Source organism: Methanosarcina sp. Kolksee, from assembly GCF_000969945.1.
Classification (GTDB): Archaea; Halobacteriota; Methanosarcinia; order Methanosarcinales; family Methanosarcinaceae; genus Methanosarcina; species Methanosarcina vacuolata.
The window spans coordinates 762,456-789,362 of the sequence record NZ_CP009524.1 but is presented as its reverse complement, the minus strand read 5'-3'; the positions used below and the strand labels follow the sequence as shown (position 1 = coordinate 789,362).

Sequence of the window (26,907 nt, the reverse complement as noted above, 5' to 3'; positions counted from 1 at the left end):
TACTTTTAAACTTGCTGTCAAACCTTACCTTCAGGTCTTTCCAGTAAGCTTTTCTGTGGTTGCAGTTTACTAATTCTTGAGGTTAAGTTTTGTCAAATCTTAATGCCTTACTGTCAGGTTTTTTCAAGTCTACCCTTATACCATTCCAGAAAACTGTCGATAGCCCTGCGACGATGGGAAACTTTATTTTTCTCGGCATCTCCGAGTTCCCCGAAGGTTATGCCCTGGTACTCGAAAATAGGGTCGTACCCAAAACCGCCCGTACCTCTCTCTTCATACGCGATTTTCCCTTCAACTATCCCCGGGAAAACCAGAGGTTCTTTTCCGGGCTCACAGTATCCGATAACGGTCTTAAAATACGCTGTCCTGTCGGTTTCCCCTTCCATGAGCTTAAGCACTTTAGGGTTTCCGAGTCTATCCTCAACAAAACGAGAATAAGGGCCTGGAAAGCCGTTTAAGGCTTTTATGAAAATTCCGGAATCGTCTACCATTACAGGCATGTTCAGTTTGTTTGCAACATACTGCGCCCCATAAGATGCAATGGGCTCAAGGTCGTCCTCCTGAAGTTCAGGGTAGCCGTTTTTGTCCTGAATTACCTCAATTTCGAAAGCCTTGAGGATATCCCTTACCTCGGCAAATTTACCTTTATTTCCCGTAACAAATACGATTTTATGCATAACGAGCCCTCTTTTTTATCTCATCAACACGCTTGAGTACATCCTCTGAATCTATAAAAGTTCTCTGGTACCCTTTTTTGAAAGCCTCGATAAGTGCCTCGTGGTTACGGTGTGTACTCTCAAAAGTCTGGAAAAGTACATGGACATCTACCCCTCTGGCTTCAAGTCCTTTATCGTAATACGCAAGCCCGAAGTCAAGGAGATAAAGCCTCTCGCCTGCAAGCAGGAGATTTGAGGTCGTAAGGTCCCCGTGTACTATACCCCCACTGTGGAGTTTTCCTACAAGTTCTCCTACTTTTTCAGAAAGGTCAGGGGTAACCAGGTATTTTATGGGAACACCATCAATATACTGCATCTTGAGTTTGAAATCTTCCACATCATAGATAATCGGCGTAGAAACCCCATGTCGCCGGGCTTCAGACATCAGGCGGGCTTCTGTCCGGTTTCTTTCAGTCCTGATCCTTTCATCAATCTCTTTATGCCTGTAAACCTTCGGGACTCTTTCCTTAACAAGTACCTTCTTCCCTTCAGGCCCTTCTTCCAGGTAAACAATAGCTTCGGCCCCATTATCCAGCATTTCCCCATGTTTGAGAGAAGTTTCGGGGGAAATTTCAGGAACCCTTTTCATCTTTTCTTCCTGTATCCAGGTCACTTTCACGTCATCAGTCCGGTAACTGGGGTTTACGCGAGAATCTTCAAGGGAAAGAATGTTTCCGGACTTATACATTAGAAGCCCCGTATATGCGATCATTGTCCCGTTATCTCCCATGAAGCGTTTTTCGGGCACATAGAACTTCGCGCCTCTGGCTTCGCACATATCGTTTAACATTTCCCGAAGCCTTGTGTTTGCCCCTACTCCTCCTGCCAGCAAGACTTCTTTTTTTCCGGTGTGAGCAAGGGCTCGCTCTGCAACCTCAACAACCATTGCAAAAGCCGTTTCCTGGTAAGAATAACAAACATCCTCAATAGGCGCTTTTTTCAGGGCTTCGCTGGCTGCTGTAGAAAGCCCGGAAAAGGAAAGGTCCATGCCTTTTACCACATAGGGAAGATGGATAAATTTCTTTGCGTCTTTTGCGTATGCCTCGATCTTTGGTCCTCCAGGATGCGGCAGGTTAGCCCCTCGCGCAAACTTATCAAGGGCATTTCCAAGCCCTATATCCAGTGTTTCCCCAAAGACTCTATACCGCCCTCCCATATAGGAAATAACCTGAGAATTGGCACCGCTTACATAAACCACTACAGGGTCCGTTGCAGGAGTTCTCCAGATCCCAATTTCGATATGGGCGATACAGTGGTTGACCCCTATCAATGGAACGCCAAGAGATATGGAAAGCATTCTGGCTGCCGTTGCAACCGTTCTCAGGCACGGTCCAAGCCCAGGCCCCTGGGAGAAAGCTATTCCGTCAATCTCTGAAGGCTTGACTCCCTTTTCTTTTGCTTCTGCAAGAAGCCTCTTTATAACGCTGGCTGCATACTTTGCATGATGCTGGGCTGCTTCCCTGGGGTGAATCCCTCCGGCTGTGGGTTTATAGGTCTCTGTGACCTCGGCAATAATCTCGGTTTCGGTAACGATTGCGGCACTCAGGTTCCAGGCAGTGCCCTCGATTCCAAGGATGAACGTGTTTTTCAAGGCTTACGGTCTCCTTCCAGTCCTTTTTGCTGTCACTGCCTTCGATAATACAGGAGAGAACTTATATACGTTTGCATCTCCCGAGTCCAGTCACCCGAGTCCCGTCTCGGGAGGACGGGGCCGTTTCGCTCACTTCGTTCGCTCAAGCGGGATAATTTATGAACACAAAAGTTTCGCTTCACGAGTTCCACCTCGGGAGGGTGAAGCCCTTTTTGCTGGGCTCAAGAGGGATAATTCATAATACTTACAGGATTTCATTTCGCTCGCTCAAGAGTACTTTTATTTTTTCCAGAGCTTTAAAAATCTCCGAGTTTTCTCACGCTTTCTTCCATAGGTTCGGGAAAGAAAAGGCTTCTCTCAAGCTTTTCACCAAACTCCTCAAGTATGGATTCAGGAATATCGAGATCAGGGTATGGAGGCGTAAGAGGCTCAAGTTCGTCTTCACTCGGCCTGACTTGCCTGAAACCGGGGAGGAGCAGGATGAGAACTAAAAACAGGATAAAGACCATGTATTCTCTGCCGTAAACCGGCCATGAAATATTCCCTGTGAGAGAAAAAAGGTGATTTATATAAGCCGCGGGCCAGGAGATAATTGGAAGGGATAGCGCTGCCGGATGGGACAGCAGAAGACCGAATATAAAGAGGAAAATTAACCCGAAACTAAGCTTTTTAAGCAGGCGGTTTGTCTTTGCATCAAGCCACCACTTCCACCAGGCAGGTTTTAGAGGGCCTGTATGAAGATTTTTCAGGAGCAAGTCTGCAGGCTTTTTTACTTCGTCTGGGGGATCCAATCTCAGGCATTCATCAAGCCGATAGGCAGCTTTTCGGAAGTAACGTGCTCGGCAGTAAAAAAGCCCCAGAAAATAAAGGGAATAAGCATTCAGTTCATTATCTTCGGACCTTTGCCGGATAGCTGCTTTTTCAAGTTTTCCTGCAGCTGCAAGGAGCATAGACCTGAAACGTGCACTATTCTCCTCAAAAGACGCTTCTGCATACATATACCTCGCATACACGTCCCAGAGCAGCAGTTTCAGGTCTTCCGTATCCAGGGCAAGAGCTCGCCTGAAAGACTCAAGTGCCTCCTCACAGGCCTGCTCTTCAAGTTCTACCCGGCCTTTCAGGTTTCTTGAGAATGCATTTTCAGGGGCTTCTGCAATTGAATCTTCAAGCTCTTTAAATGCGCCCCTGCTGTTTCCAAGCCTGAAGTAAAGCTCTGCAAGTCCGTTTCTTGCGTGGAAATTTTTTGGATTTATATCGATTGCCTTCCTGTACGCCTTGAGTGCACCTTCGAAATCTTCCAACTTGAAACAGGCAAAGCCCAGAAGGCAGAAAGGCAAGTCCGAGTTAATCTCGTTAGTTGTCAGTTCCTCAAGTACTGAAATGGCTTTCTCAAACTCCTGCAGCTTTATGAGGGTAAAAGCTTTCATGACTGAAGCCTGGGTGTTTTGAGGGTCGAGGGTAAGAATTCTATCAAACACTTTCAGGGCTTTTTCCCACTCTCCACAATGCGCAAAAACCAGGCCTTTTCCGGAACATGCAATATTTTCAGCTTCAGAAAGTTTCCTGGCGCTTTCAAAAGCTTTTAAAGCATCCTGATACCCACCAAGGGCGTCCAGAGCAAGCCCTTTAGCATTCAAGAGAATTTCCAGCCTGAAATTTAGTTCATTAGAGCTCAAAATTCCAGATTCTTTGCGCTCCTCACTTTTTATGGATTTCTTTGTATCTACAGCTGCGTAAAGATCCTTTTCGGCACCCTCAAACGTTTTCAGAGCTTCGTCATAATTTTTTAGGCAGAAAAGAGTAATTCCTTTACAAATCAGGGAAAAAGAATTTTCAGATTCCTTTTTTGCAGCATTATCAAAGGCTTTAAGAGCTTCACTATACTCTCCCAACTCGGCAAAAGCAAAACCCCTGTACTTCCAGCTCTCATCTCCAATTTCTCCTTCAGAAAGCTCACCAGACAATTCCAGATATTTTTTAAAAGCTGTCTGGTGCTGACTTACGAGAACAGAATCAAAATTAGAATTATAATGTTTGAGTCGGGAGAGAGTGACACCCCGGTTATATCGTGCAGGTAGACTTTCATAGTCAAGTTCGAGAAGAGCTTCATAGGCTTCAAGAGCTTCACCGTATCTTCCAAGCTTATAGAGTGCATTTCCCCTTCCGTCCCAGGAAAAAAGGTTTTCGGAATCAAGTATGAGAGCCTCTTCAAAGCTTTCAAGAGCTCTTGAATAATCCCCAAGCGTATAATATGCCTCTCCAAGACCGCTCAAAATGCCACAATTTTCAGTTCCGGAAGAGAGGGCTTTTTCATAAGCCTGCAAAGCTTCATAAGGCATCCGCATTGCTAGAAAGCAGTTGCCTGTTCCTTTCCATCCTTCCGGACTTAAAGGCTCGGTCTCAAGAACGTTACTGAAAGCATCAAGAGATTCCTGGTATCTTCCAAGTGCCAGCAGGGCTTTTCCTTTACCGGCTTTTGCCTCTATGCTAGAGTTGTCCAGTTCAAGCACACCTTCAAACACGTCAAGAGCTTTCTGGGGCTTGCCAAGCTGTCCGAGAAGCCTGCCCTTTTCTAGCCTGTTTTTTGCGTTTCCTGGCTCAAGGATAAGGCTTTTTTCGAAAGCTGAAAGGGCTTCCTCTTTTCTCCCCATGCCTTCGAGAATTCTTCCCTGGGTTTCCCAGGCCACGGCAGACGCGGGTTCGAGTTCCAGAGCCTTTTCACAGGTTCTCAAAGCTTCTCTCCTTCTGCCCAGGGCAAGGTATGCTTTTGCCTCACCTTCCAATGCTCCCGAATGCGAAGGTTCCATTTTCAGAGTTTTTCCATAAGCCTCAAGTGCTTCTTCATTTTTCCCAAGCACGGACAGGGTTATCCCTCTATAGTACCAGGCTTTCAGGTTTTCAGGATTTAACTCGGCAGCTCTGGTAAAAGCCTCAAGTGCTTCTTCATCTCGTGAGAGCTGTTTTAAAGCAAGCCCGCTGTAGTACAGGGCACCGATGTGCGTTTCATCTCTCCCAAGTACACCGTTAAAAGCCTCAAGCGCCTGTTCTGGCAGGTTCAGGTATCCGAAGGTCAGCCCTTTGAGGTATCGGGCAGGGATATTGTCAGGATCAAAATCAAGCGCCACTTCAAAAGCCTTCAATGCTTCTTCCGGACGTTCCAGATAGCGAAGTATATTTCCCCTGTACTGCCAGGCAATGCTATCCTCAGGATTAACCTCAAGTACGGCATCAAAAGCCTCAAGCGCCTTCTCAAAATTTTTCTCTGCGCCGATCTGATTTTTCAAGTTCAAAAAAGCAAGAGCTTTACTATACCAGGCTCTGGCATAAAGAGAATTCATAAGCCCTCGGAATCTTTTAGTAAAATTTAGCTAATTTAAAATTCATTAAATTATATACGATACCTATTATAAATACGGGCGCAGAAGATAGTTACTGATTTGATACTCAATAACTCACTATTTCCTTAAAACTTAAGCCTGGACATTATAATGAAAATAGATTCAATAAAAAAATCATTCATCTCTGGGCTCAGCTAAACATCTTCATTATGATTCAGCCCTCTTGAACGAACGAAGTGAGCGAAAAGGACACAGTCCTCCCGAGGCGGGACTCGTGAAGCAAAACTTTTGTATTCATAAATTACCCCGCTTGAGCGAACGAAGTGAGCGAAACGGTCCCGTCCTCCCGAGACGGGACTCGGGTGAAAGAACTAGGAAATTAAAAGAACCGCAGGAAATTCCTGCAGTTCAGGTTGAAAAAAAGTAAGATCAATTATTGAAGTAGATTACTTCTTGAATTCGGTATAGCCGCACTTTCCGCAGGCGAGGCGGTTCTTGTGATCGGCAAGGAATGTACCCGGTCCGCATCTGGGACAGAACTGTTTGATTCTGGTTACGGAGTCGCCCTGGACTTTATAGTAATCTTTTACTGCCATGTATATGCACCTCGCTTAAGCCTCTTCTCCCTCAGTTTCCGTTCCTGGGGCAGTGTTTCTCTTCAGGACGTATTCCAGTTCTACTTCCTTCATGCGGTCAGCATTTTCGTAGAGTTTGGCATATCCTTTGCCTTCCTGCATTCCGTACTCGGTTTTGATTCTCTGGACTACCAACAGTTCAAGAGGGGCGTTCAGCATTGCAGCGAGTTTATTCCTGACGTCATTTCTGGAAGGAGTCGAACCTTCATATTTCACAATGAAATCCAGTTCCCTTCGGTTTAAAAGTGCATTATTCTTGTCTTTAAGAATTCTTATGTCCATCTAAAATTCTCCGTAGCTTATCCAATTCATAATTCTGATTTTTGCTGATGAGTTTCTCAAAGAGAGTTCTTATCTCCCCTTTTTTCTCCTCAGTGACCTTTACAAAGACCACGCCTTCATCGGGCTGTCCGTACAGGACTACAGAGTCCAGAGGAGCCAGAAGGATTACAGGAAGAGTTGCCAGATCCTCTTCTCCCCTTACAAAGATCCTGAGAGGCTTTTCGAAAGCAAACGCCTCACAAAGAGTTTTAATTAACTCATCAGTAATAATTCCTGCAGGGTTGTCCACAGATACTTCACTATATACCTTGTCCATATTCCGGGCTGAGACATCACTGGAAACCGGCTTTCTTTTGGTACGGTTGTCCACAATACAGATATCCGGAATAATCCCGACCTCAAGCAGGTGGAAGGTAGTAACATCCCCTACGGATATAAGTTTTGTGGGGCTTCCAAGCTCTCCTTCAAATTTCTCTATGGTATCCCTGCCCTTGCCCCTGTAAAGTATACCCAGGGGCTTCTTCATCAGTGGACGAAGCTCTCTTGGAAGCTCAATGTGAACACTCAAATCAGCGCACCTTCAAAGCAAATTTATCAGGAATGTCAACCCCAAGCTTTTTTGCTATTTCTGAGCGTTCAGGGTCCAGAATAATTACAAGCCCACTCCATTCCTCTGCAAGGTCCGAAGTCCCACATATAGGGCAGTTTTGTCCTTCCAGAACTCTCATGCAGTGTCGACACACTTTTTCTGCCATACAAATCCTTTTCCTTTTCAGACAGTTCCTTCAGGAACAGCTTCATTGGACTGTTTCTTTATACGGGCTTCCTCAAGCCACTGCAACTTTCCAAGAGCAGTCTGACGCATAGTAAGGCCTATTTTACTCTCTTTAGGCTCTCTCTCGTTGATGCTTACAGCGACAACCCTGGCCCTTACATGGTCACCTTCAGCAATGGATTTGCCTCCGTTCTTTGTCACAAGCCTTGCATTTTTGGCGTCGTATGAAATAAAATCGTCCGTAATCTGGCTGACGTGAAGTAAGCCGTCCATTGGTCCCATCCCTACGAAAACTCCAAAACCAACGGCTTCAACAACTTCGCCCTCAATAATCTCCTGGAGCTCAGGCACGAACATTATTGCCTCGAATGTAACATCGTAATATACTGCCCCATCTCCTACGAGGATATGCCCTTCCCCTATCTCGACTATCTTGCAAATAGCAACGAGAGAACCAAGTTTTTTGTCAACCTGCCCCTCGAGTTTTTCTCTTAACGCGTTTTTAACAGTTTGCGTCACCTCTTCCCCTAAAAGGGTCGGAGGGATACGGACCGTATCAACGAGCTTCATCATTTTATACATCTGCTAATCACCCGTAAAAACAATCAATTTAATGCTGCCCGGTAAAACACCATAGTTCAGACAAAGTCCAGTTTATTTTTCTGTCTAAGGGATATGGTCTGGATTCCTTTTTCGGCAAGCCTGCGCTTTAACCCGATATCATTTGTCAGAACCGCTGCCTCCATTTCCTTTGCCAGCCTTAGAATTACATCATCTGCAGGACCTACAGCAGGAGTTATACGCTCGCACCTGTCCATCATGGACCTGGCAACCTTTGCAGCTGTTCTGTCCGAACCTCTTTCCCGCTTTATGAGTTTTTCTATCTCGAATACTACAGCCTCAGGAACAAAAAATTCGTCAAATCCCAGCCTTTTCAGTTCTTCGAAAATATCCACTCCGAACTGGACCGGGATCATGAACCCATTAGTATCAATTATAACTTTCAACTCTTAATTACCCCTACTCCAATAAGCCGCCAGCGAGAGTCGATTCTCCTGCTGATAGCAACCCTTGACCCGATGGCTGCGCTAATCGGACGTTTAAGGGCCACCTGCGCTTCATTTTTCCTGGCACTTGTAACCACACCAACTGTGGTTGCTGTTCCTATATTGAGCATAAGGGGTTCGCTGGTTTTGATTTCATTGATTTTTTCTTCTCTTGTAACTCCCACTACTCTCTCTAGCAGGTGTAATTCCATGACGAACTGATGTCTGGTCTCAGGAAGAGTACCAGGTGCGCCTGCAATCTGTCCTGTTAAAGAGTCGCCTTTTGTCAGTGTAGGGTCAAGATAAGTTCCGACAGCCAGAAGGCCTCCGGGAGTTGCTTCTTCTACCTTTGTTGCGCCTGCAAAGATAGACGAAATCGTTGTCAAAATCGGAATCCATCTTGTAGCGCCTTCGGTTGTAACCTTGATTCCTGGCCTTATTTCCAGCTCGTCTCCGGGGTGAAGGACTCCTTCAGTCAGAGTTCCTCCGATAACTCCCCCACGCATTTCTTCAATTGAAGCTCCTGGCTTGTTAATATCAAAAGAACGGGCAATCAACATGCTGGCAGGCTTGTCTACTTTGTGGACAGGAGTCGGGATCACGGTTTCCAGAGCATCAATAAGGATATCGATGTTGATATTCTGTTGAGCCGAGATCGGGATTACAGGTGCATTCTCTGCAACCGTGCCTTTAACAAATTCCTTTATCTGACGATAGTTCTCAAGAAGGCGTTCTCTGGATACAAGGTCAATCTTATTTTGCACTATAACAATATTCTTAATCCCTATAATATCCAGGGCCATAAGGTGTTCTTTTGTCTGGGGCTGCGGGCAGTCTTCGTTTGCTGCAATTACCAGTACTGCCCCATCCATAATAGCAGCACCTGATAGCATGGTAGCCATCAGGGTTTCGTGTCCAGGAGCGTCTACAAAAGACACTGTCCTGTGTTCTTCCGTCTTTTCTCCACAGTTAGGGCAGGTCTTTTCTACAGTATAACATTGAGGAGAAGGGCATTTGGGACATTTCATGAACAGGGAGTCTGCATACCCCAGTCTGATAGAAATCCCTCTTTTTACTTCCTCACTATGTGTATCTGTCCAAACGCCTGATAAGGCTTTAACAAGTGTGGTTTTTCCATGGTCGACATGTCCTACCATGCCGATATTAACACAAGGCTGACTCAAGTTGTAATTTCCTCCAGTAAAGTGAAGTGATCCGATATAAAGCAGGTCTATCATTCTAAACCTGAACCATAAAATTTTGAATTATTTTTCCAGTAGGTCCGCAGATTCCAACCCTTAACTCATCTGGTCTGTAATTTAAAATGCAATTTTGAATTAAAGCGGGTTTGGGGGAACGGAAATATTCCCCGGCCCATAGTCTGGATTTCCTGAATTGTAAGTTCGGGTAAATTTTATAATTATGTTTTCGTATCACGGTTTAAAGCTTGCAGATTCAGGTGATACTTTTAAAGTTTACGGTACCTTCATAGTTAATATCTACTAATGCCGGAAAGCCTTAATAAATTTATGTGACGATAGCGTCAAGCTTCTCCAGTTCGAGGGCACGCCTGATCTCAAAGGCCAGTCTTCTTCCTGTACTCATTGGTCTTCTCCAGAGCGAGTTGCCGTAAGAATGACCTAATGACATATGAACGTTGGTCCCGCCGCCTACTCTTGGGGCCACATCATAAATATAGAAGTTAAGATCCTTATCAACGCAGGTCTGCAGGCAGAAAGGCCCTATAATTCCAGGAGAATAATGTTCCTGTGTAGCTTTTACATATTTTTCTCCCATTTGAAAGACTTTCTCAAGGAGAGACTCGCGCAGAGTTGCAGAGTTATGCCCGCACACCGTGTATTCAGGAGTTAACTGGCTTTCTGCCAGGGACATTTGCTGCGGGGCAGGAAGCCTTACATGCCCGTCAAGGCTGGTCTCAAAGCGCCAGTCAATCCCAAGGAGCTCCAGCTTGCTCATTTTCGGCTCGATTGGGGAATAAAACATATCAAGGTTGAACACAGGACCTATGATATAACGCTCTATCCTTGCATTCTCAAGGGCCTCACGTGTGATAACTCCCTGCTTAATTAGAGCCTCGGATTTCTCCGTATATTCTCTGTAACTTGAAGCGGTGAAGAATCCCCGTTCGAGTTTTTTTACTGCATGCGGGAGCTTGACCATTACAAGCTCATTAATATCCTTTGGAGACTCGATTTTTTCCGGAAAAGGAAGCCCTGCTTTTTCCAGAATCCAGTAATAGCTCTGCTGCTCACTGCGTTCCTCGCTTCGGAGAAGGTTTCTGCTTCCCACAAGAGGCACTCTGAAGTTCTCTTCGATCTCATCTATACTGCAGTATGAAGTAAAGGATCTGTTCGGGACAAAAAGCACATTTTCGTCAACCAGTTTCTGCTGGTTTTCAGGCAGGAGAATTTCGTTGTATTTTTTGAAAACAACGGCCTCGTCAACAATCCCCCTCATTACTTTTCCAGAAAGGTCTCTCTGAGCCCTGAAGTATTCACTGTATGTTTTCTCCCTGCCAGCCTGACATACAGCAAGAGTCCTGAACTCCTCTTCAACTGCCCCATCACAGATGTCGAGTCCTGAGTGAGAGCCTATAGTTCCGACTTTTATCTTATCAGCGTGGGTATAGTAGCCTTCAACGATTTCCTTAATTTCGTTCCTGTCAATCATATTTAATGTTCCTTGGCTTTGGAAATAAATCCTTTCAATGAAATGGTAATAGGTATGACTTTAAGATATGATTTTGAAACCTGCCACTCGATAGAGATTCCTCGAAATGCAGGTCTCACGACTATTCACCAGAGATTATGAAGTAAAAATCCTGAGAGGTTTTCCCCATTAACGGCTTTTACCTATAAAATCCCTTTCTAATATAAGTAATCATTTATATAATGAAAGAAAGCAAGAAAGCTCTAAAGCCAGAAAAAGTTAGACCAGAACAGATATCTGAACCTTTCCCATTGGTTTCCGAATTCAGAGTTTCCTTCAGTTTTTGACACTTTTCAGTTGATTTCCGAATTCAGAGTTTCCATAGTTTTTGACACTTTTCAGTTGGTTTCTGGATTCGGAGTTTCCTTCAGTTTTTGACACTTTCTTAAATCGACCTGAGGATAACAGGTGTAATAAAAGTCTCAATTATGGCTGCAACCAGAAGAAGAGGCAAGATCCAGTGGAAATAAAACGTAAGCCCCTCTTTAAATTCACTTTTTATCTGGGTAGGTCTACCTATAAGGGCAGAAAATACCTGGTATCCGAGCCGAAGTCCTATTCCTGCAGAAAGGAAAACCATAGGCAGTTCCAGTATCCCATGGGGAAGAAGACCAAGCAAAATAAAGAACATTCCTCTTTCCTGAGCTATAAGATAAACGATAACCCCCACAACATATCCATTAAAGGCTATAAAAATTACCGGAAGAATTCCCAGAGCCAGCCCGAGCACCAGAAAAAGCAGGCTTAAAAATGCATTATTAAGAAAAATTGTAAACATTATGAAAAGAGGGTTCAGTGTCATGATTGACGCAAAGCGAGAGCTAAAACTTTCTCTGAGAGTCTCAGCCATAGAAGGGAAACTTGCAGCTGAATAATAGCCTACAACTAAAAATACAAAAAATATAAAGGCCATAAGAAGTGCATAAGGCCAGATAAATCGCAGATATCCTTTAAACCCTTTTTTTGGGTCTTTTCTGCTATCGTGCCAGGCTTCTACCGCGCTGCTTCCGGGAAAGAAACCTTTCTCTTCTGCAGCATATCCCCGATTTTCCATCTCCCCTTCAGGAGTTCCTGCAGTCTGGACTCCTGTTTTTCTCTCATCTGAATTATAATCGTCCTCTCTTTCCATACCTATCCCCACCAGTAATTTTCAGCTCATTTAATTCTGTTCCAAATACATATGATGCCTGCTAAATATCTTTTTATCTCAAATTCCCATCATCATCCGGATAGTGTTCCGAGTTGCAGGAGAGAGACCAAGGATCAAAATGACCATTTTTATCAGCATTTTCAAGTTCAAGGAACGCTCGTCATCCTCAAACTGAGTGTCAAGCACATAAAGGACCCCTACAAAGATAATAAGCTTTAATGGATACATAACCAATGCGGTGCCAGTCAAGTTAATAAGATAGGTGGGCACTACATGTTTTTCAAAGTATCCAAGATGATCTACTCCTATGTATGTCGAAGAAGCATCCATCAAGTGAGCCATCAGGATAGAAAGGTTCAGGGGATTGGTGAATATTGAGGACTTGAAATGATGGGCAATGAGATAAAAGATAAAGGTTAGACCTATTCCTGCCACGATTACGAATACGGGAACGTAAGGGTATACTATATTATCGAAATGGAGGAGGACAGCGAGATTTATGAAAAACCATGCGAGTCCGAAGCCTGCAAAAGTGAGATGAAAATCTTTTACAAGCCCTGCTTTCTGCATGCGGATTGAAATCCAGAGGCAGCTTATGGTTATCGCAAAAACCAGGAAATAAATATTGGGAGTTATGAGAAGATAGCTAAATGGCGGGTGGAAGATACCTGCAGGAGAATCTTCAATTACACGCAAGGAAGAACCTGCAAGTACGAAAGGCAGGACAGATGCAATAAAGCGAGGGGTTATTTTTACCTCAAGCTTTTCGAGCAGCCTGAAAACCCCAAATATACAAATACCCAATATTATTGCCCAGGTAATGGTATTTACAGTATTATACCCTTCATCACCTCTTATGGGGTCAAGATAATAGGTATTAATAAACTGTGAGATATTATCTATTGAAAAACTCATCTTATCACTCATTCAAAATGGCAATATCCTAATACAATCAATACTTACAATGTATATGCTGAACTTACTTCCTTAATCAAGAGGATAGTGTTCTTCTCCGGTGCTCGATCTTCGTTCTAATATAAGATATTTCTTTCCGAAGGGTTCTACCCAATAAGCGTTAGCAATATTATATAAGCTTTGATGTATTACTGTATTTTTATAATTATTGATGATATGTTAGTAGTAAAATTGTCAACATAACAAAATGATAAGAATAGAGAATTTATAATGATGTAAACATAAAGATTATTCTAATATAAACCTGGAAATAGTCTTAAATAAGTTATGAGTAAAGAATTATAAATTATGAGTTTTGATATCTCATGCTTCAAATGCACTTAAAATAAGACCTCAGACCCAAAAAACACTTTAAATAAGATCTCAGACCCAAATAATACTTTAAATAAGATTTCAGACCCAAAAAACATGTTAAACAACATATCAGACCTGAAAACATTTTTAAATATTAATAAAATCTCTGACTTGAGACGTATTCCAGACTGGGATTATAAAGAATCAAGTTAATGAGTCAACGAAATTGAATGTACCTGATATGCCGCAGTCTGCTGATACTCTAAACTTATGATAATCTAAACTTATGATAATCTAAACTTATGATAATCTAAACTTATGATAATCTAAACTTATGATAATCTAAACTTATGATAATCTAAACTTATTGATACTCTAAACTTATGACTTCGTACGTATATTCGGGTTTATAAGAGCCAATTTACAATCTATCGTAATTGAATACTGATGCAGGTATGAAATTGACCATTAACAAAAACAGCGCAAAATGGATGCAGCTTCCAAGAGATGTGCTTGTCGGGCATGGCGTGCTTGAGGAAATTGGAGATGTCTGCAGGGACCTGAAACTGAAAGGAAATGCGCTGATCGTAACCGGAAGTACTACAAAGAATATTGCAGGCAAGAGAGTCGGTAACCTCCTTGAGAGTGCGGGTTGTTGTAGTGCGGAAACGGTTCTGACGTGCAAAGCTACTAAGGAAGAGGTCGAAAAAGTTATGGAAAAGGCCCTTGAAGTAGAGGCTACTTTTCTCCTTGGGGTTGGGAGCGGCAGGTCTATCGACCTTGCAAAACTTGCTTCGACCCGACTTGAACTTCCTTTTATTAGCGTGCCGACGGCAGCTTCCCACGATGGCATCGCATCTTCCCGTGCCTCAATTGTGGATAATGGGATAAGTACGTCTGCACAGGCCCAGGCTCCTATTGCCGTTATTGCAGATACTGAGATTATTTCAGCAGCCCCTTTTCGCTTTCTTGCGGCTGGCTGTGGAGACATAATTTCCAATTATACAGCAGTGCTGGACTGGGAATTTGCAAGCAGACTCAGGAATGAATATTTTGGGGCATATGCTGCAGCACTTTCCCGTATGGCTGCCCGAGTTATTATTGATTGTGCGGATTCGATTAAGCCTGAGCACGAGACCTCGGCAAGGCTTGTGGTAAAAGCTCTTGTATCGAACGGGGTTGCGATGAGTATCGCAGGCTCTTCAAGACCTGCTTCGGGCTCGGAACATATGTTCAGCCATGCACTTGACAAGATAGCTCCAAAACCCGCGCTCCACGGAGAACAATGTGGAGTAGGGACGATTATGATGATGTACCTCCACGGAGGAAACTGGCAGGAAATAAGGGAAGCCTTAAAAAAGATAGGTGCTCCTGTAACTGCCGAAGAACTGGGTATAGAAGATAAGTATATAATTGAAGCCCTGTTACATGCACACAGCATTCGCCCTGAGCGTTATACAATTCTCGGTAGTGGCCTTAATCCCTCCGCGGCTGAGAAAGTTGCAAGAATCACAAAGGTCATAAATTGAAAAGTTATTCTTATTCAGTCTAAAGCCAATAATGAATGCCTGCTCAAGATACCAGAGTTTAAGGTGGGTTTCAGTTCAGAAATCCAACAACCTGTACCGGTTAAAAAATTCGGTTAATCTGGAGTCCATTAAATTTCAATAAGGGAATCATTTAACTTCTAATCAATTAATCACTTAACTTTCCAATCAAGTAATAACTTAACTTTCCAATCAAGTAATAACTTAACTTTCCAATCAAGTAATAACTTAACTTTCCAATCAGGCAATCACTTAACTTTCCAATCAAATAATCACTTAACTTTCCAATCAGGCAATCACTTAACTTTCCAATCAAATAATCACTTAACTTTCCAATCAAGTAATCACTTAACTTCTAATCAAGTAATCACTTAACTTCTAATCAAGTAATCACTTAACTTTCCAATCAAATAGTCACTTAACTTTCCAATCAAGTAATCACTTAACTTTCCAATTAAAGAAATATCTCAAATCAAACCAGATATTGAACTTCAAATTATCTTGGAATAAGCTCCAGGTGACCCCGATAAATGGGGCACAGGCCCAAAAACAATTAAAAGGAAGAGTTATTATGACAGAAAGCGATACCAAAATAACACTTATCGGATCACGGCTTGCAAGGGAAGGGCTGGAATTCATATTTAAAGGTGAGATGCCTGAATGTAAGAAATGCCGGCTGAAAAATACCTGTCTTAACCTCGAACCCGGGCGCAGGTACAGAGTCGAAAGAATCAGGAACAAAGATATCCATGAATGTTTCCTGCATGATAGCGGCGTGCTTGCCGTCGATGTGAGCAAGGCACCTATCCTGACTATGTTGGAATCAAGAAAAGCAGTAGACGGGGCAAGAATCATGTATGAGCCTCCAAAATGTGGCAAGAGAGAATGCGAGATTTATGAGACCTGCCACCCCGAGGGACTCGTAAAAGGCGATAAATGCAAAATTGTAGAGGTCCTCGAAAACCTTGATTCCAAGTGTGAAGCCAACTATTCCCTGAAAAAAGTGAAATTATCCTGGTGAATGTAAACAAACACATTTTAGTAATAGTAAGATTGATTATCAATAAATAAAAAAGGTAAGAAGCGGTGTTATAAGTGCCTGAACAAGGAATGAACCAGGTCCCCCCCTATGAATTTTATACCCAAAAGCGCTGGGAAAACTGGCTCGGACGGGCAAGAGAGAGCGGTTTCCAGATTAAAGAGTCTGAAGATGAATCTGGAAAAGAAAGTGCAATATTCGTAAATATGGTTGATGATGTGATTCTGGCCTGCCTGAAAGTAGTTGCACGCTTTGATAAGGGTATGCTCTCCAGAGAAACAGCTCTGGAAATCCTGGCTGAGATCCGGGACATTGTACTTTCCGATGTCGAGCCAATTTCAGAAGATATCAACCTTATGATCGACTCTGTCCAGACCTCTCTGATGGGGGCTCTTATCGCCTTCGAATGCTACGTTATGGGCGACTATGATGAGGGAGCCAATATTGCAGAGCTTGTAAAATCAGCCATTGAGGCAGAATCCTCTGACAATCTTGAGATTGCTCTTGACTATACTGCACAATGCGGTGCACTCGTACTGAAAGGAAAAAGCCTGCCTGAAGAGGTTATGGCCGATCTTCCCTACGGCATTGTCGCAGAATGGCTTGATGGAATTGACTCCATCTCGGCTGCAATGGTAGGAAGCGATAGCTACAAGGAATTTGATGAAGAGGATGAAGAGGATATAGCCTAAACTCTCCTACAAACAAAGGATTCCGTTTCCAGTTTTTAGGAATACGGAAGTCCTTTGAAAATTTATGAGAAGCAAATCTTGAAGTAAAATGAGTAAATTTTGAGATAAATAGACTTAAAGCACTCAATACTTTGTCGAAAACCAAATATTAGCTCAAAAATCAATTAAAAAAATTAAATATTATTGAAAAAAGTGGTTAAAAAATTAAATATTATTGAAAAATGTGTTAAAAAATTAAATATTTAAAGGTACTTCTATCTCGAATTCCTGAGCTTCAAATGACTTTTTCGGCCTCAGTCTCATGTTTTTCGATTACTTTTTTGTATACTTCGAGAGTTTTTTCAGCTATGGTTTTCCAGTTATACCGCTTTTTAAGAAGATCATAACCTTTTTCTCCCATTCTATTGTGGCCAAGCCCTTCAAGTACATAATTAAGTCCCCAGGCAATAGAAGAGGGCTCTTTATGTGCGATAACGCCTGTCCTGAAATTTTCTACGAGGGCAACTGCATCGCTTGCAACTACCGGTTTCATTGCGTCCCAGGCTTCAAGCACCACAATTCCGAAGGGCTCATTTCGGCTGGGCACGCACACAAGGTCGCAGGCATTGAACCAGTCTATTACAGTATTATCCGGAGCATACCCAAGGAAATTGCATGAATTTCCAATGCCAAGCCTATTAGCCTGATTTTCACACTGAGAGCGCATTTCTCCTTCACCGATAAGCACAAATTGGGCATTCCTTTTCTTCAGTACTTTAGCAGCAGCTTCCACCAGAAGGTCAGGCCCTTTCTGATAGGACATCCTTCCCGTGAAAAGCACCACTGGAAGACATGGATGGATACCATAGTGCCTTTTCACATCTCCGGGGTCGATTTGTCTTTTTATTTTTCCCACGTTTATGCCATTGGGAACTTCCCAGAGCTTGTAATCGGGAATTTTGTAGATATGCTTGATTTCTTCTCTCAATATGGTCGAGGTTATGATAATCTCCGAAGATTCATAGCCTCCAAGCCATTCTCTGTGTGAGATTTCCTTTGCCTCCCACCAGTCTCCATGGCGATTTCCATTACGCCCCCATTCAGTACTGTGGAATGTCATCACAAAGGGCAGTCCGAACTGGGTTTTTATCCTGCAAAGCACATTTACAGGGTGCCAGTCGTGACCGTGGAGAACATCAAATTCCCCTGCACTTTCTCTCACTTCGAGGAACCGGCAGTACATACCATCACACATATGGTTCATCTGCTCAACGATTCCTCCATTTTGATCACAGGCAATTTTGTGATAATAAACCCCATTTATCACCTCATCTTTGTTTTCATGGCCTCGTGTAAACAGGTGGACCTCATGCCCCTCTGCCGCAAGAGCATCAGAGAGCTCGGACACATGGGGTGAGATCCCCCCTACACGTATCGAGTACAAACTTTCCCAGGTAAATATTCCTATTCGAATCTTTTTCATAAGCTCACTTATCCCTTTTTATCAAAATGGGAGTTAAGGAGTAACGAAGAATGCAGGCTCCCCCTTGCCTTTTTAATAATTACATTCTTTAGTTTGCTGAATTCGGTCATATTACTGATTTATGATATTAGTAATTTATAGTAATAGTTTATACTAATTTATCAATAAGTTACATTAAGAATTTAGGGTAACAGTATATATTAATTAGTTGGATTAATCCTTTATTAAAAGTATATATTAATTAGTTGGATTAATCCTTTATTAAAAGTATATTAGTTAGTTCAGTTATACTTATCTTAAGTTTACTGAATCCAGCTTACTAGAATCTGTCTATAATTCTATACCCCTTAAGCCTTCAACGAGTCGTATAAATCAAAAGGAGTATGACTTTGATTTACGTGACATGAAGATAATTTTTGTATAAAGAATCGGATTTTTTATATTTTACTAACTTTACTCCTTTTTAATGGTAGATAAATATATCTGTAAATTTTTGTTATGATTTAAGCTATAAATAAAAATAACTCTTTTGAATCCTCTTAATCAGTTTGTTTTACAAGCCTCATTCTCCATGCATAAGGTCTTCCCGCAAATAAGAAGCTGCCCTTTCCGGAGAAACCGTATTAATATAAGTTCCTGTATTGAGCTCAAAACCCGCATGAATAGAAATCCTGGGGAGCAAACGGATGTTCAGGTGATATTCAGGAGATTCGGAAAGCTGGTAAAACATGTAATTAAAGGGCGGTTTTCCAAGAATTCGTCCATAACTTTTGAGAATGGCTTTCAGAATATCTCCCAGAGCAAAAAGAAGTTGGTCACTGCAACCGCCAAGAGAACTGACATGCTTTCTGGGAAGGAACCACACTTCAAATGGTCCCATTGAGGAATAAGGAGTAAAGGCTATCCATTCACTATTTTCAGATATTAAACGGGGAGACGCTTTTTCCAGGTCAAAGATTTCACAGTAAGGGCATTTCTTTATTTTCCTGATAACCTTCAATTCCCTTGCCAGAGGAGAAGGACAAAACGGCAGGGCAAGAAGCTGGCTGTGAAGATGGTTAATCGAAGCCCCTGCTTTCTCCCCTGAATTTTTAAATAGGGAAACGTAGCGGATATTTTCACGGGTTGCATAATTGCATGTACGGTCTCTATAGACCTGCATGAGTTCTGAAATTTCAGATTTAGAAAAGTCCTCAAGCCTTCTCCCATGCAAAGGTGACTCTACGATAATTTCATGAAACCCATATCCAGGTTCAGCCTGCAGCCCACTTTTCTCCGGCTCTGGGGACCCAGACACAGGTGAAAGGGCAGGATAAAGGTTCGGAAAGCAGCGGAAATCCCAGTTGCGTACCCTTTTTTCAGGGGTATCTGAATAGATTTTCCCATTTTTATAGACAGCAGTGGCAAGAGGAGTATTTTCCTCGGCTCCTCCGCAAAAAAGGCAGTTTTCAGATCCATTTTTCCCGCGGTCTTTGTCCGCAACTGCAAAGTCCGAAGGCCTTTTAGCTCTTTCTTCGGCAATTATACAGTACTCTGAAAGAAAGTAATGCTTTCTGATTTCTGACATTTCAGGAAAACCTCACCATATTTCTTTTCGTTTTTCCTGATATTCGTTTTTCCTGATATTTTAACTTCTTTTTATCTCCTGCCAGCAGCATTTTCCTGTTTGCAGAACCGAGCCCCGCTTATCAGTTCATAGTACTGTTCAGTAGGAGCTTTCCAGTCCATATCTTTTGCAAGGAGGAAGGCTTCCCTGCAGAGGAGTTTATACTTTACCCTATCTTCTAGGAAATTCCGTGTAAAATAACTGACTGCCAGGGCGTAGTCAAGGACTGTTTCGTAATAGGAAAGATCGATATTGTCTACTACTATCACTCCTCCAAGTGCTTCTTTAAGGGACTCAATTGTCTTTATTGCGTCACTGAAGCCGCATACCCGGCTGACCACACTTGGAGTTCCTTCTTTTCCGGCTTCAAGCCCCGTGAGCAGGAAAGGATCATAACGCGAGGGAAAGATACCTGCACAGCAGCCTGCCATAAATTCCCCAACTTCCATACCCAGCCCCCCATCCGAGCTTGAAAGAATCTGGGGATATAAAAGTGCTGCAACCGAGCGTTTCCCCCGCACCATTTTTGAAAAATCCAGCCCCCTTTTCTCAATCATCTGCTGGATTCTCAGTTCGTTTCCTACAAGCACTTCTTTTGGCAGGTTCACAGGAAATCCTGACGGAAGGTTTGTTTTGGACCCTTCAGCCGTAACAAGGAAACAGATTACCCTGATTTCCTCCTGCATATGTCCTTCGAGAATGCTGTTTTTTATTATGTGCTCAAGTGCAACAAGGGAATCGAGAAGGTCTGGATATCCTTTATTTTCCACTTCCAAGCGAGATATTGTGAAAATCGGAATTATCTTTTCGGGTTCTATCCTTTCCCCTCCGTGGTACTTATACAGATTTTCGGAAAGGAATTTTCGGATCCGCTCAAGGGAGCTTTCTTTCAGGTCCCAGTTTATCTTGTCGGATTCTATGGTTATTCCGTTTCGGATCACAATTCCATTAATCCCGTAAAAGAGCCTGGCTTCCTGTCGGGTCGATTCTCCTACTGCAGTAACCGTATCGGCATATGCAGCCAGCGCTTCAAGGGCAGCCAGGTTTTCAGGCACGCCTGAAGGCCATGTGCTGTCATTGTTCCTTCTTTTCTGAATAGAGTTGTATCCTGCAGTCCTTCCAGGAAGAGTTGCGTGCAGAGTTGCAACAGTATTTACTGGAATTCCGAGCTTCTTAAGCCTGGCTGGCGCATAAAATACCCCAAATTCGTGACAGTGTAGAGAGACGCCTGGACAGGGAATAGAACTATGAGTTGAAGCTGCACCAGGAGTTTCGGAATTTTCCGGAGCCGTGCTTATAAGGAGCCGGACAAGCTCGGAAACCGCATAGGACAGGCAGAGGTAATGGGTATATTCAGGCCCGTTTGGCATGTTTTCATATCTAAGGGAATCAAGCCCAAGATGCTCGTAGGCTTCAGCTTTGATCCTGCTTTCAAGGTTCATCTCTTTTCCCAGATACATTGAGCGTATTTTCCCAAAATCCGAGGTTTGAAACTGCAAATAGCCTATCTTTGTTCTCCCCACGAACTTACTTCCTGTAAACACCTTGATACCTGATTTTTCAAGGGATTCAAGACTTTTCCGGAGTTCTTCGCCAGGGTTGAGGGAGTCAAATTCCTCCATCTCCGTAATCCGGTTTAGTCCCCGATTCCAGTCCGCGCCTCTGTGTGCATAATAAGGGCCCACAACGAGTATCTCTTTATCTTCTTTTGTATCCAATTGTCCTGAATCGAAAAGAGAAGCAAGGGTTTGTGCTTCTTCATGAATAACATTCCAGATCCCGCCCATTTTATTTGATTTAGGGCCTGCTTCTTCTCCGGCAATTATGACAAAATGTTTTCCCAAATTTTAATCCCCCAGGGCCTTTTGCCATTCAGTTGTAGTTTATGTTTAAATTCACGTATGAGTATTAAAGTCAATCGGAAGATAAAATTGTAAGGGATGCAGGACGCGTGACAAGAAGATTGAAGTTAACTGTGGCCTGTTAGAATAACTTAAGATAGTAGAGGTTAAAGAAAAAAAGGAATAAACATAGAAGCCGCTGGACCTATTGAAGATATTGATAAAATGAATAAAAGCGGCTTGATATACACAGGAAAAAGAATTATTCAAGGAGATTTTTCAGATACCGAAATCAAGTACAGCCGTTTTTGTTTTCGCATAGCAGCTTTCCACAATCCTGACTCAGTTCCAAAATCTAGTGATGAACGTAAAATTAAAATCACTAGATTTTTAAAATTGGTTACAATCCTTTGAACATATCTCCCTGATTGAAGTCTTTAGATAACGAATAATATATTTGATTGAAGAACATTTTTCTCCTACAAATTCAGTGTTTCAGTCTAAAAATCATTAGATATTGGACCAGAGTCAGTTACGAAAATGTAACATAGAATTAGAGAAATGTATATGGAGTTTGTGATATAGGTTTTCCAAAATACAAACCCATAAATACAAATTTTTTCAGATCCTCCCATATTTATCCTCAAGTCTTACGATGTCATCCTCTCCAAGGTAATTTCCCTGCGCGATCTCAACTAAAACGAGATTTTCATTGTCTATATTTTTTACACGATGCACCTCATTTACCGGAAAATCAACAGAATCTCCTGCAAGAACCTTGATTTCACTTTCATTTTTGGTTACAATCCCCTTTCCACTGACTATGTGCCAGTGCTCGCTTCTGTGGGAATGACGTTGAAGTGATATTTCACTATGAGGTAAAACAGTAAGGATTTTGACTTTATATCCTGGCCTCTGCATAAGCACCTCATAGTGCCCCCAGGGCCTTTCTGACTCATTTTTGCATTTTGGACTCACGTTTGCATTTCTCCAGAATTGTTTCGTACACATTGATGTAATCATCTATTATCCTGTCAACAGAGGAACGTTTTTCTACACATTACCTACATTTTTTGCGGAATATGAAAACAACCCTCTGCACAGCCTCTGAAGTTCATCAACACTGTTGACAAGAATTTAGTTTCTCCATCCAAGATCAGCTCAGGCATTGAGCCCTATTCATTGCAATTACCTGAGTACCGCTTTCCATGGCTTCAACCACATCAAGCCCGAAGGCTCCATCATAACAGGCCTGATCCGCAATATAACCGGCCATTCTAAGTTTTATTCCTGTCTTTTTGCAACTTCTATTGCTTCTTTCGCACCTTTGCCTTTGTGCAGGCGGGATAAAAAGGGAGGAGATAACATTGAAATTCTTATAATAATACCCCCAAAATACTCAGATCCCCAAATTTATTTTTAATTTACAATCACCTTTTTTTGGATCATTTGAAATTCCCCTGTTTTCTTCAAACCATCTGCAGTATTCGTCAGGGCATTGTGTCTCAGGGCACCCATGTATATACTCCAGTATATCACATAATTTTGCACTGGCCATTGATACTGATACATCCGCACTTCCATAATAAATACGGATTTCATCATTCACTAAGACCCATCCGCAAGGGAAAACAACATCATTAACGTCTCCACTGCGTTCATACATTTCACGAGGTCCGAAAACCCATCCTTCGGACCTGTGGAGCACTTTTCTGGGGTCTTCGAGATCAAGAAGAGCCAGTCCAAGCCGATAACTTGCTTTAGATGTTGTCTGGCGTACCCCATGGTACATTATTAACCATCCATCAGATGTGAGGAGTGGCTGCGGGGATAGACCTATCTTGTTGGCATCCCACCATCCACCTTCCCGAGCATACAGAAGAACCTCGTGTTCTCCCCAGTATTTCATATCCGGGGAAAAAGATATCCATATATTTGCCTTCGCACCCGCCATACCAGATACTGGTCTGTGTAGCATTGCCCATCTGTCTTTAAACCTTACAGGAAAAATAGCAGCATCTTTATTTTCAGGCGGCAGGATAGCTCCCATTCGTTCAAAATTTCGGAAATCTTCTGTAAGGGCAAGAGATGGTAAGGGGCCTGAATCTGAATAAGCAGTATATGCTACAGCCCATTTTCCTATCTCATCTATGTAAGTTATGCGCGGGTCTTCAATGCCGTATATTTCTTCAGGATAGTTTACAGGATCCGGAGACAAAGTTGGTTCGCGGTCAATTTCCCAGCCATCAATTCCATTCTTACTCCTTGCTACTGTAAGGTGAGAAAAGCCTCGATGGTCTTCGACACGCACCATTAATAGAGTTATACCATTAACTATAGCCGCTGCAGGGTTAAACACTGAATGGGCCTGATATGGCCAATCTTCAACATTAAGTATAGGATTTTTCTTATACCTTTGGAATAGTTCTCCTTGGTCTTTCCACATAATAATCTCCCTCATTCTTCCTGATTTATTGATAGCAGGCTCTTTTTCTTTTGTAGAACCCCATCACTTACTTTGGGCTGGAACGCCACAATGATGGGTTCATTTGTGTGTTTATTTAAAGAGCTCAAAGCCATAAGGAAGCAAATTACGGATTCTGCCCCCTGGTTACAGTTCCTGCCATCGCTGCCAAGTCCGTCAAAGACCCCACCTGTTGAGTAATCGTACATAACAGTTCGCAAGCGGTTTCTGCCTAGAAAATATTCAAAAGAATATTTTGCGAGTTCCAGATATTTCCTTTCATGCGCAATCTCATAGGCTGAAATATAAGCCTGAGTCAGGTAACCTGCCTCTATAGGCTGCTGGTCAAAAAGCGGTATTTTTCCATTATAGGAATACCAACCGTGATTTCCAACTAGATCAAAAAAGTCGCCTCTCCATTGAATCTCAGTAAGAAAATCCAGGGTAGCAAGGCCAATTTTTCTGTAAGTTCTGTCTTTAGTGTAATTATACGCCAGTAAAAGGGATTCACTTAGTTTTGCATTACTGTAGGTAACTGTGGGCTCAAACCAGTTCCAGTCTTCTTTATGGTTAGCCTCATATAAATCAACCAGGGAATCCGCATGGGTGATAAATATGGATTCAAAGTTATCCTTGTCTACAAGAGAATCTATGGATTTGACTGTATCCCTGCGTGAGTTGAATACAGATTCAAATTCATCTGCATCCACGCCTGCCCTGAGCATCTCATACAAACCGCACATCGTATAGGCTTTTGCTCTCGGAGAACCCAAATTTTTGATTTCCTGCCTGGATTTACTGATCAGGGTATTTGCAAGGGTACGTATATTTTTTGACAGGTAAGGGCAGCTCACCACATGTCCGAGTCCGTAAATTGCACGCCCTAAAGTGTCTTCACTGCCCTTTTCATCCAAAAATTCCCTTTTATAACTCATGAAGTTATGAAAGTGACCCGTGTCGGTCTGGGCATGTTCAAGAAAGCTCATGTATGTGGTAATTAACCCCCTAAACTCTTCGGTTTTTTTCTGGCTGTCTATCAGCTGTGTCAGTGCAACAAGAGCTCGGCCTACGTCATCAGTACTGTATCCATAACGGCGAGCCGGTATACCAAAATTGGTATGCTGGATAATGCCCACATCATCGGTCAACAACTTAAGATGATCAAGTTTAATTTCAGGAAGCTGAATCGGAAGGAAATTAAATCTGTTTTGTATTCCAGGATGGGTATTGTAATTCTTTAAAGCCTTATCAAAAACAGTATTATATTCTTTACCTACATTTTTCCATGTCATTTTTCTGCCAAAATCGTATGCCTTTTTGCGCATATCATTACACTCGTCTGGATTTTCAATTAAGTATAGCAGGGATTTTTTAAAGCCATCAGTGTCTCCAAAATCTACAAGCAACCCACGATTTTCGGAAAGCATTTCCTGGGCGTACCAGTAAGGGGTGGATACTATTGCTTTTCCCATACCCATTGCATAGGTCAGAGCGCCACTTACTATCTGTTCTCTGGAAAGGTAAGGAGATGCGTAAATATCACTGGCAAGGATATAATTGCAGAGTTCTTCTTTTTCGACAAATTTGTCGTGGAATACTACATTGTTTTCAAGCCCGAGTTCGGAAACCTTGTTCTCAAGATAATGCCTGTATGATTCTCCCTGAATCTTTTTGACCATCGGGTGTGTGGCACCCAGTACAAGGTAAATAAGGTCAGGATACTGGCTTACAACTCCAGGAAGAGCCTCGAACACACTTTCAATACCTTTATTCTGGCTCAGCAGGCCGAAAGTAAGGATAAGAGGAGCCCCTTTCAGATTCAGCATCTTTTTGTACTTACTGCAGCTGTTAAATGGGTAGTCAGGTACTCCATGAAATATTAATTCTATCTTGTCTTCAGGAGCTTTATAAACTTCTTTTAACATATTGACTGCAGACTGGCTCATTACAACCAGCTTTTCGGAATACCTGATGAGTTTTTCTGTGGACGCCCGGTACTCAGGGTCAGGTTCCCGGATTACAGTATGCATTGTGGTTATTACAGGCTTATTTATTCCAGATAGAAGAGCAAAAATGTAATCTCCTGCATCCCCACCAAAAAGCCCGAATTCGTGCTGAAGACATACGATATCAGCACCAGATTGATTTATATAATCCGCAGCCAGGTAATAATCCTCGATCCTGTCCTTCTGAATTTGAAAAACGACTTCTTCTGGATAATTATAAGTTTCAGAAGGATCACTCAAAACAATAACTTCACAATGAACGTCGTTGTTTTCTCCCAAAACTGAATTTAAAAGATCAGAAGTGAATGTAGCAATCCCACATTCTTTTGGAACATAAGTTCCTATAAATAATACTTTCAATTGTTTATTCAAATAATCCCTCCAAACTTACATCATTTATAGACGTTTTGATATCTGGTCGTGCCCACGAGTTACTTAAAATAGTGGAAACTATTCATCTCGAGTGAAACAACATCAATAGCCATCGTTATTATGGTTCAATAGGCAAATTTTGGGAAATTGATTATATTTGATTGTTAGCTATTGATTGCGTCTTTTCAATTCTCCTTGGCTAAAATCAAACATATCAATTTCATTAAAATCGATATCAATTAACTTATTCTTGCAGGATGAGTAGTTACAAATAGTGAGCATAATAATCTCTCTTCATTTTCCTCAAATGCAGGGGAAGTACTATGTTTTCAAAATAGATCAATAA

At 42.3% G+C, this 26,907-nt stretch carries 22 protein-coding genes; 3 read left to right on the top strand and 19 right to left on the bottom strand.

Annotation, left to right across the window (positions count from 1 at the left end; all coding sequences use genetic code 11):
* Window positions 1-113: 113 nt before the first annotated feature.
* From MSKOL_RS03370 to MSKOL_RS03305, 13 genes are all read right to left on the bottom strand, one after another.
* Complete coding sequence (locus MSKOL_RS03370) at window positions 114-677, bottom strand: XTP/dITP diphosphatase (protein WP_048118117.1); 564 nt, start codon at window positions 675-677, stop codon at window positions 114-116.
* Entirely contained in the window at window positions 670-2,307 is a 1,638-nt protein-coding gene (locus MSKOL_RS03365) for a bifunctional N(6)-L-threonylcarbamoyladenine synthase/serine/threonine protein kinase (RefSeq protein ID WP_048153680.1), read from the bottom strand. The genes MSKOL_RS03370 and MSKOL_RS03365 overlap by 8 nt, the downstream gene beginning before the upstream one ends.
* 296 nt (window positions 2,308-2,603) lie before the next feature.
* A complete protein-coding gene (locus tag MSKOL_RS03355) occupies window positions 2,604-5,645 on the bottom strand; it encodes a tetratricopeptide repeat protein (protein ID WP_048153678.1) in 3,042 nt (1,013 codons plus the stop codon).
* A 446-nt stretch (window positions 5,646-6,091) separates the two neighbouring features.
* On the bottom strand, window positions 6,092-6,241 hold the full coding sequence (locus MSKOL_RS03350; protein ID WP_048109017.1) for a 30S ribosomal protein S27ae: 150 nt from the start codon (window positions 6,239-6,241) through the stop codon (window positions 6,092-6,094).
* A 15-nt stretch (window positions 6,242-6,256) separates the two neighbouring features.
* Entirely contained in the window at window positions 6,257-6,562 is a 306-nt protein-coding gene (locus MSKOL_RS03345) for a 30S ribosomal protein S24e (protein ID WP_048118103.1), read from the bottom strand.
* Complete coding sequence (locus MSKOL_RS03340; protein ID WP_048118100.1) at window positions 6,543-7,130, bottom strand: GTP-dependent dephospho-CoA kinase family protein; 588 nt, start codon at window positions 7,128-7,130, stop codon at window positions 6,543-6,545. Before MSKOL_RS03340 ends, MSKOL_RS03345 begins: the two co-directional genes overlap by 20 nt.
* A gap of 1 nt (window position 7,131) precedes the next feature.
* Window positions 7,132-7,317 carry a transcription elongation factor subunit Spt4 gene (spt4, locus tag MSKOL_RS03335; protein ID WP_011305323.1) on the bottom strand — a complete coding sequence of 62 codons (186 nt, stop codon included), beginning with the start codon at window positions 7,315-7,317 and terminating at the stop codon, window positions 7,132-7,134.
* A 17-nt stretch (window positions 7,318-7,334) separates the two neighbouring features.
* Complete coding sequence (locus MSKOL_RS03330; protein ID WP_048118097.1) at window positions 7,335-7,919, bottom strand: DNA-directed RNA polymerase; 585 nt, start codon at window positions 7,917-7,919, stop codon at window positions 7,335-7,337.
* 56 nt (window positions 7,920-7,975) lie between these two features.
* On the bottom strand, window positions 7,976-8,344 hold the full coding sequence (locus tag MSKOL_RS03325; protein ID WP_048118095.1) for a DNA-binding protein: 369 nt from the start codon (window positions 8,342-8,344) through the stop codon (window positions 7,976-7,978).
* Window positions 8,341-9,567, bottom strand: coding sequence for a translation initiation factor IF-2 subunit gamma (locus tag MSKOL_RS03320; RefSeq protein WP_231592407.1), 1,227 nt, complete (start codon window positions 9,565-9,567; stop codon window positions 8,341-8,343). Before MSKOL_RS03320 ends, MSKOL_RS03325 begins: the two co-directional genes overlap by 4 nt.
* A 343-nt stretch (window positions 9,568-9,910) precedes the next feature.
* On the bottom strand, window positions 9,911-11,074 hold the full coding sequence (locus MSKOL_RS03315) for a formate--phosphoribosylaminoimidazolecarboxamide ligase family protein (protein WP_048118088.1): 1,164 nt from the start codon (window positions 11,072-11,074) through the stop codon (window positions 9,911-9,913).
* 424 nt (window positions 11,075-11,498) lie between these two features.
* Window positions 11,499-12,242, bottom strand: a complete 744-nt coding sequence (locus MSKOL_RS03310; RefSeq protein WP_048153675.1) for a stage II sporulation protein M — start codon at window positions 12,240-12,242, stop codon at window positions 11,499-11,501.
* Window positions 12,243-12,320: 78 nt separating this feature from the next.
* Window positions 12,321-13,178 carry a DUF63 family protein gene (locus tag MSKOL_RS03305; RefSeq protein WP_048158120.1) on the bottom strand — a complete coding sequence of 286 codons (858 nt, stop codon included), beginning with the start codon at window positions 13,176-13,178 and terminating at the stop codon, window positions 12,321-12,323.
* 809 nt (window positions 13,179-13,987) lie between these two features.
* Here MSKOL_RS03305 and MSKOL_RS03300 point away from each other — a divergent pair.
* The 3 genes from MSKOL_RS03300 to MSKOL_RS03290 all read left to right on the top strand — a co-directional run bounded on the left by MSKOL_RS03300 (window position 13,988) and on the right by MSKOL_RS03290 (window position 16,810).
* A complete protein-coding gene (locus MSKOL_RS03300) occupies window positions 13,988-15,061 on the top strand; it encodes an NAD(P)-dependent glycerol-1-phosphate dehydrogenase (RefSeq protein ID WP_048118079.1) in 1,074 nt (357 codons plus the stop codon).
* A 589-nt stretch (window positions 15,062-15,650) separates the two neighbouring features.
* Window positions 15,651-16,100 carry a UPF0179 family protein gene (locus tag MSKOL_RS03295; RefSeq protein WP_048153672.1) on the top strand — a complete coding sequence of 150 codons (450 nt, stop codon included), beginning with the start codon at window positions 15,651-15,653 and terminating at the stop codon, window positions 16,098-16,100.
* 74 nt (window positions 16,101-16,174) lie between these two features.
* A complete protein-coding gene (locus MSKOL_RS03290; protein ID WP_048118073.1) occupies window positions 16,175-16,810 on the top strand; it encodes a DUF2150 family protein in 636 nt (211 codons plus the stop codon).
* 274 nt (window positions 16,811-17,084) lie between these two features.
* Here the strand turns inward: MSKOL_RS03290 and MSKOL_RS03285 are convergent, their stop codons facing one another.
* The 6 genes from MSKOL_RS03285 to MSKOL_RS03260 form a co-directional block, all read right to left on the bottom strand.
* Window positions 17,085-18,272 carry a glycosyltransferase family 4 protein gene (locus MSKOL_RS03285; RefSeq protein WP_048118071.1) on the bottom strand — a complete coding sequence of 396 codons (1,188 nt, stop codon included), beginning with the start codon at window positions 18,270-18,272 and terminating at the stop codon, window positions 17,085-17,087.
* A gap of 562 nt (window positions 18,273-18,834) precedes the next feature.
* Entirely contained in the window at window positions 18,835-19,839 is a 1,005-nt protein-coding gene (locus tag MSKOL_RS03280) for a DUF4921 family protein (RefSeq protein ID WP_048153670.1), read from the bottom strand.
* A gap of 71 nt (window positions 19,840-19,910) precedes the next feature.
* Complete coding sequence (locus MSKOL_RS03275) at window positions 19,911-21,722, bottom strand: glycosyltransferase (RefSeq protein WP_048153668.1); 1,812 nt, start codon at window positions 21,720-21,722, stop codon at window positions 19,911-19,913.
* Between the two features lie 618 nt (window positions 21,723-22,340).
* On the bottom strand, window positions 22,341-22,697 hold the full coding sequence (locus tag MSKOL_RS20900) for a phosphomannose isomerase type II C-terminal cupin domain (protein WP_048118060.1): 357 nt from the start codon (window positions 22,695-22,697) through the stop codon (window positions 22,341-22,343).
* Between the two features lie 421 nt (window positions 22,698-23,118).
* Window positions 23,119-24,168, bottom strand: coding sequence for a glycosidase (locus MSKOL_RS03265; protein ID WP_197078874.1), 1,050 nt, complete (start codon window positions 24,166-24,168; stop codon window positions 23,119-23,121).
* An 8-nt stretch (window positions 24,169-24,176) separates the two neighbouring features.
* Entirely contained in the window at window positions 24,177-26,561 is a 2,385-nt protein-coding gene (locus MSKOL_RS03260; protein WP_048153663.1) for a glycosyltransferase family 4 protein, read from the bottom strand.
* Window positions 26,562-26,907: the final 346 nt, after the last annotated feature.

Bases quoted from the DNA above. Each gene is read 5' to 3' on its own strand.
- MSKOL_RS03370 (WP_048118117.1), bottom strand. From the start codon at position 677: ATGCATAAAATCGTATTTGTTACGGGAAATAAAGGTAAATTTGCCGAG.
- MSKOL_RS03355 (WP_048153678.1), bottom strand. From the start codon at position 5,645: ATGAATTCTCTTTATGCCAGAGCCTGGTATAGTAAAGCTCTTGCTTTT.
- MSKOL_RS03350 (WP_048109017.1), bottom strand. From the start codon at position 6,241: ATGGCAGTAAAAGATTACTATAAAGTCCAGGGCGACTCCGTAACCAGA.
- MSKOL_RS03345 (WP_048118103.1), bottom strand. From the start codon at position 6,562: ATGGACATAAGAATTCTTAAAGACAAGAATAATGCACTTTTAAACCGA.
- spt4 (WP_011305323.1), bottom strand. From the start codon at position 7,317: ATGGCAGAAAAAGTGTGTCGACACTGCATGAGAGTTCTGGAAGGACAA.
- MSKOL_RS03330 (WP_048118097.1), bottom strand. From the start codon at position 7,919: ATGTATAAAATGATGAAGCTCGTTGATACGGTCCGTATCCCTCCGACC.
- MSKOL_RS03315 (WP_048118088.1), bottom strand. From the start codon at position 11,074: ATGATTGACAGGAACGAAATTAAGGAAATCGTTGAAGGCTACTATACC.
- MSKOL_RS03310 (WP_048153675.1), bottom strand. From the start codon at position 12,242: ATGGAAAGAGAGGACGATTATAATTCAGATGAGAGAAAAACAGGAGTC.
- MSKOL_RS03305 (WP_048158120.1), bottom strand. From the start codon at position 13,178: ATGAGTTTTTCAATAGATAATATCTCACAGTTTATTAATACCTATTAT.
- MSKOL_RS03300 (WP_048118079.1), top strand. From the start codon at position 13,988: ATGAAATTGACCATTAACAAAAACAGCGCAAAATGGATGCAGCTTCCA.
- MSKOL_RS03295 (WP_048153672.1), top strand. From the start codon at position 15,651: ATGACAGAAAGCGATACCAAAATAACACTTATCGGATCACGGCTTGCA.
- MSKOL_RS03285 (WP_048118071.1), bottom strand. From the start codon at position 18,272: ATGAAAAAGATTCGAATAGGAATATTTACCTGGGAAAGTTTGTACTCG.
- MSKOL_RS03280 (WP_048153670.1), bottom strand. From the start codon at position 19,839: ATGTCAGAAATCAGAAAGCATTACTTTCTTTCAGAGTACTGTATAATT.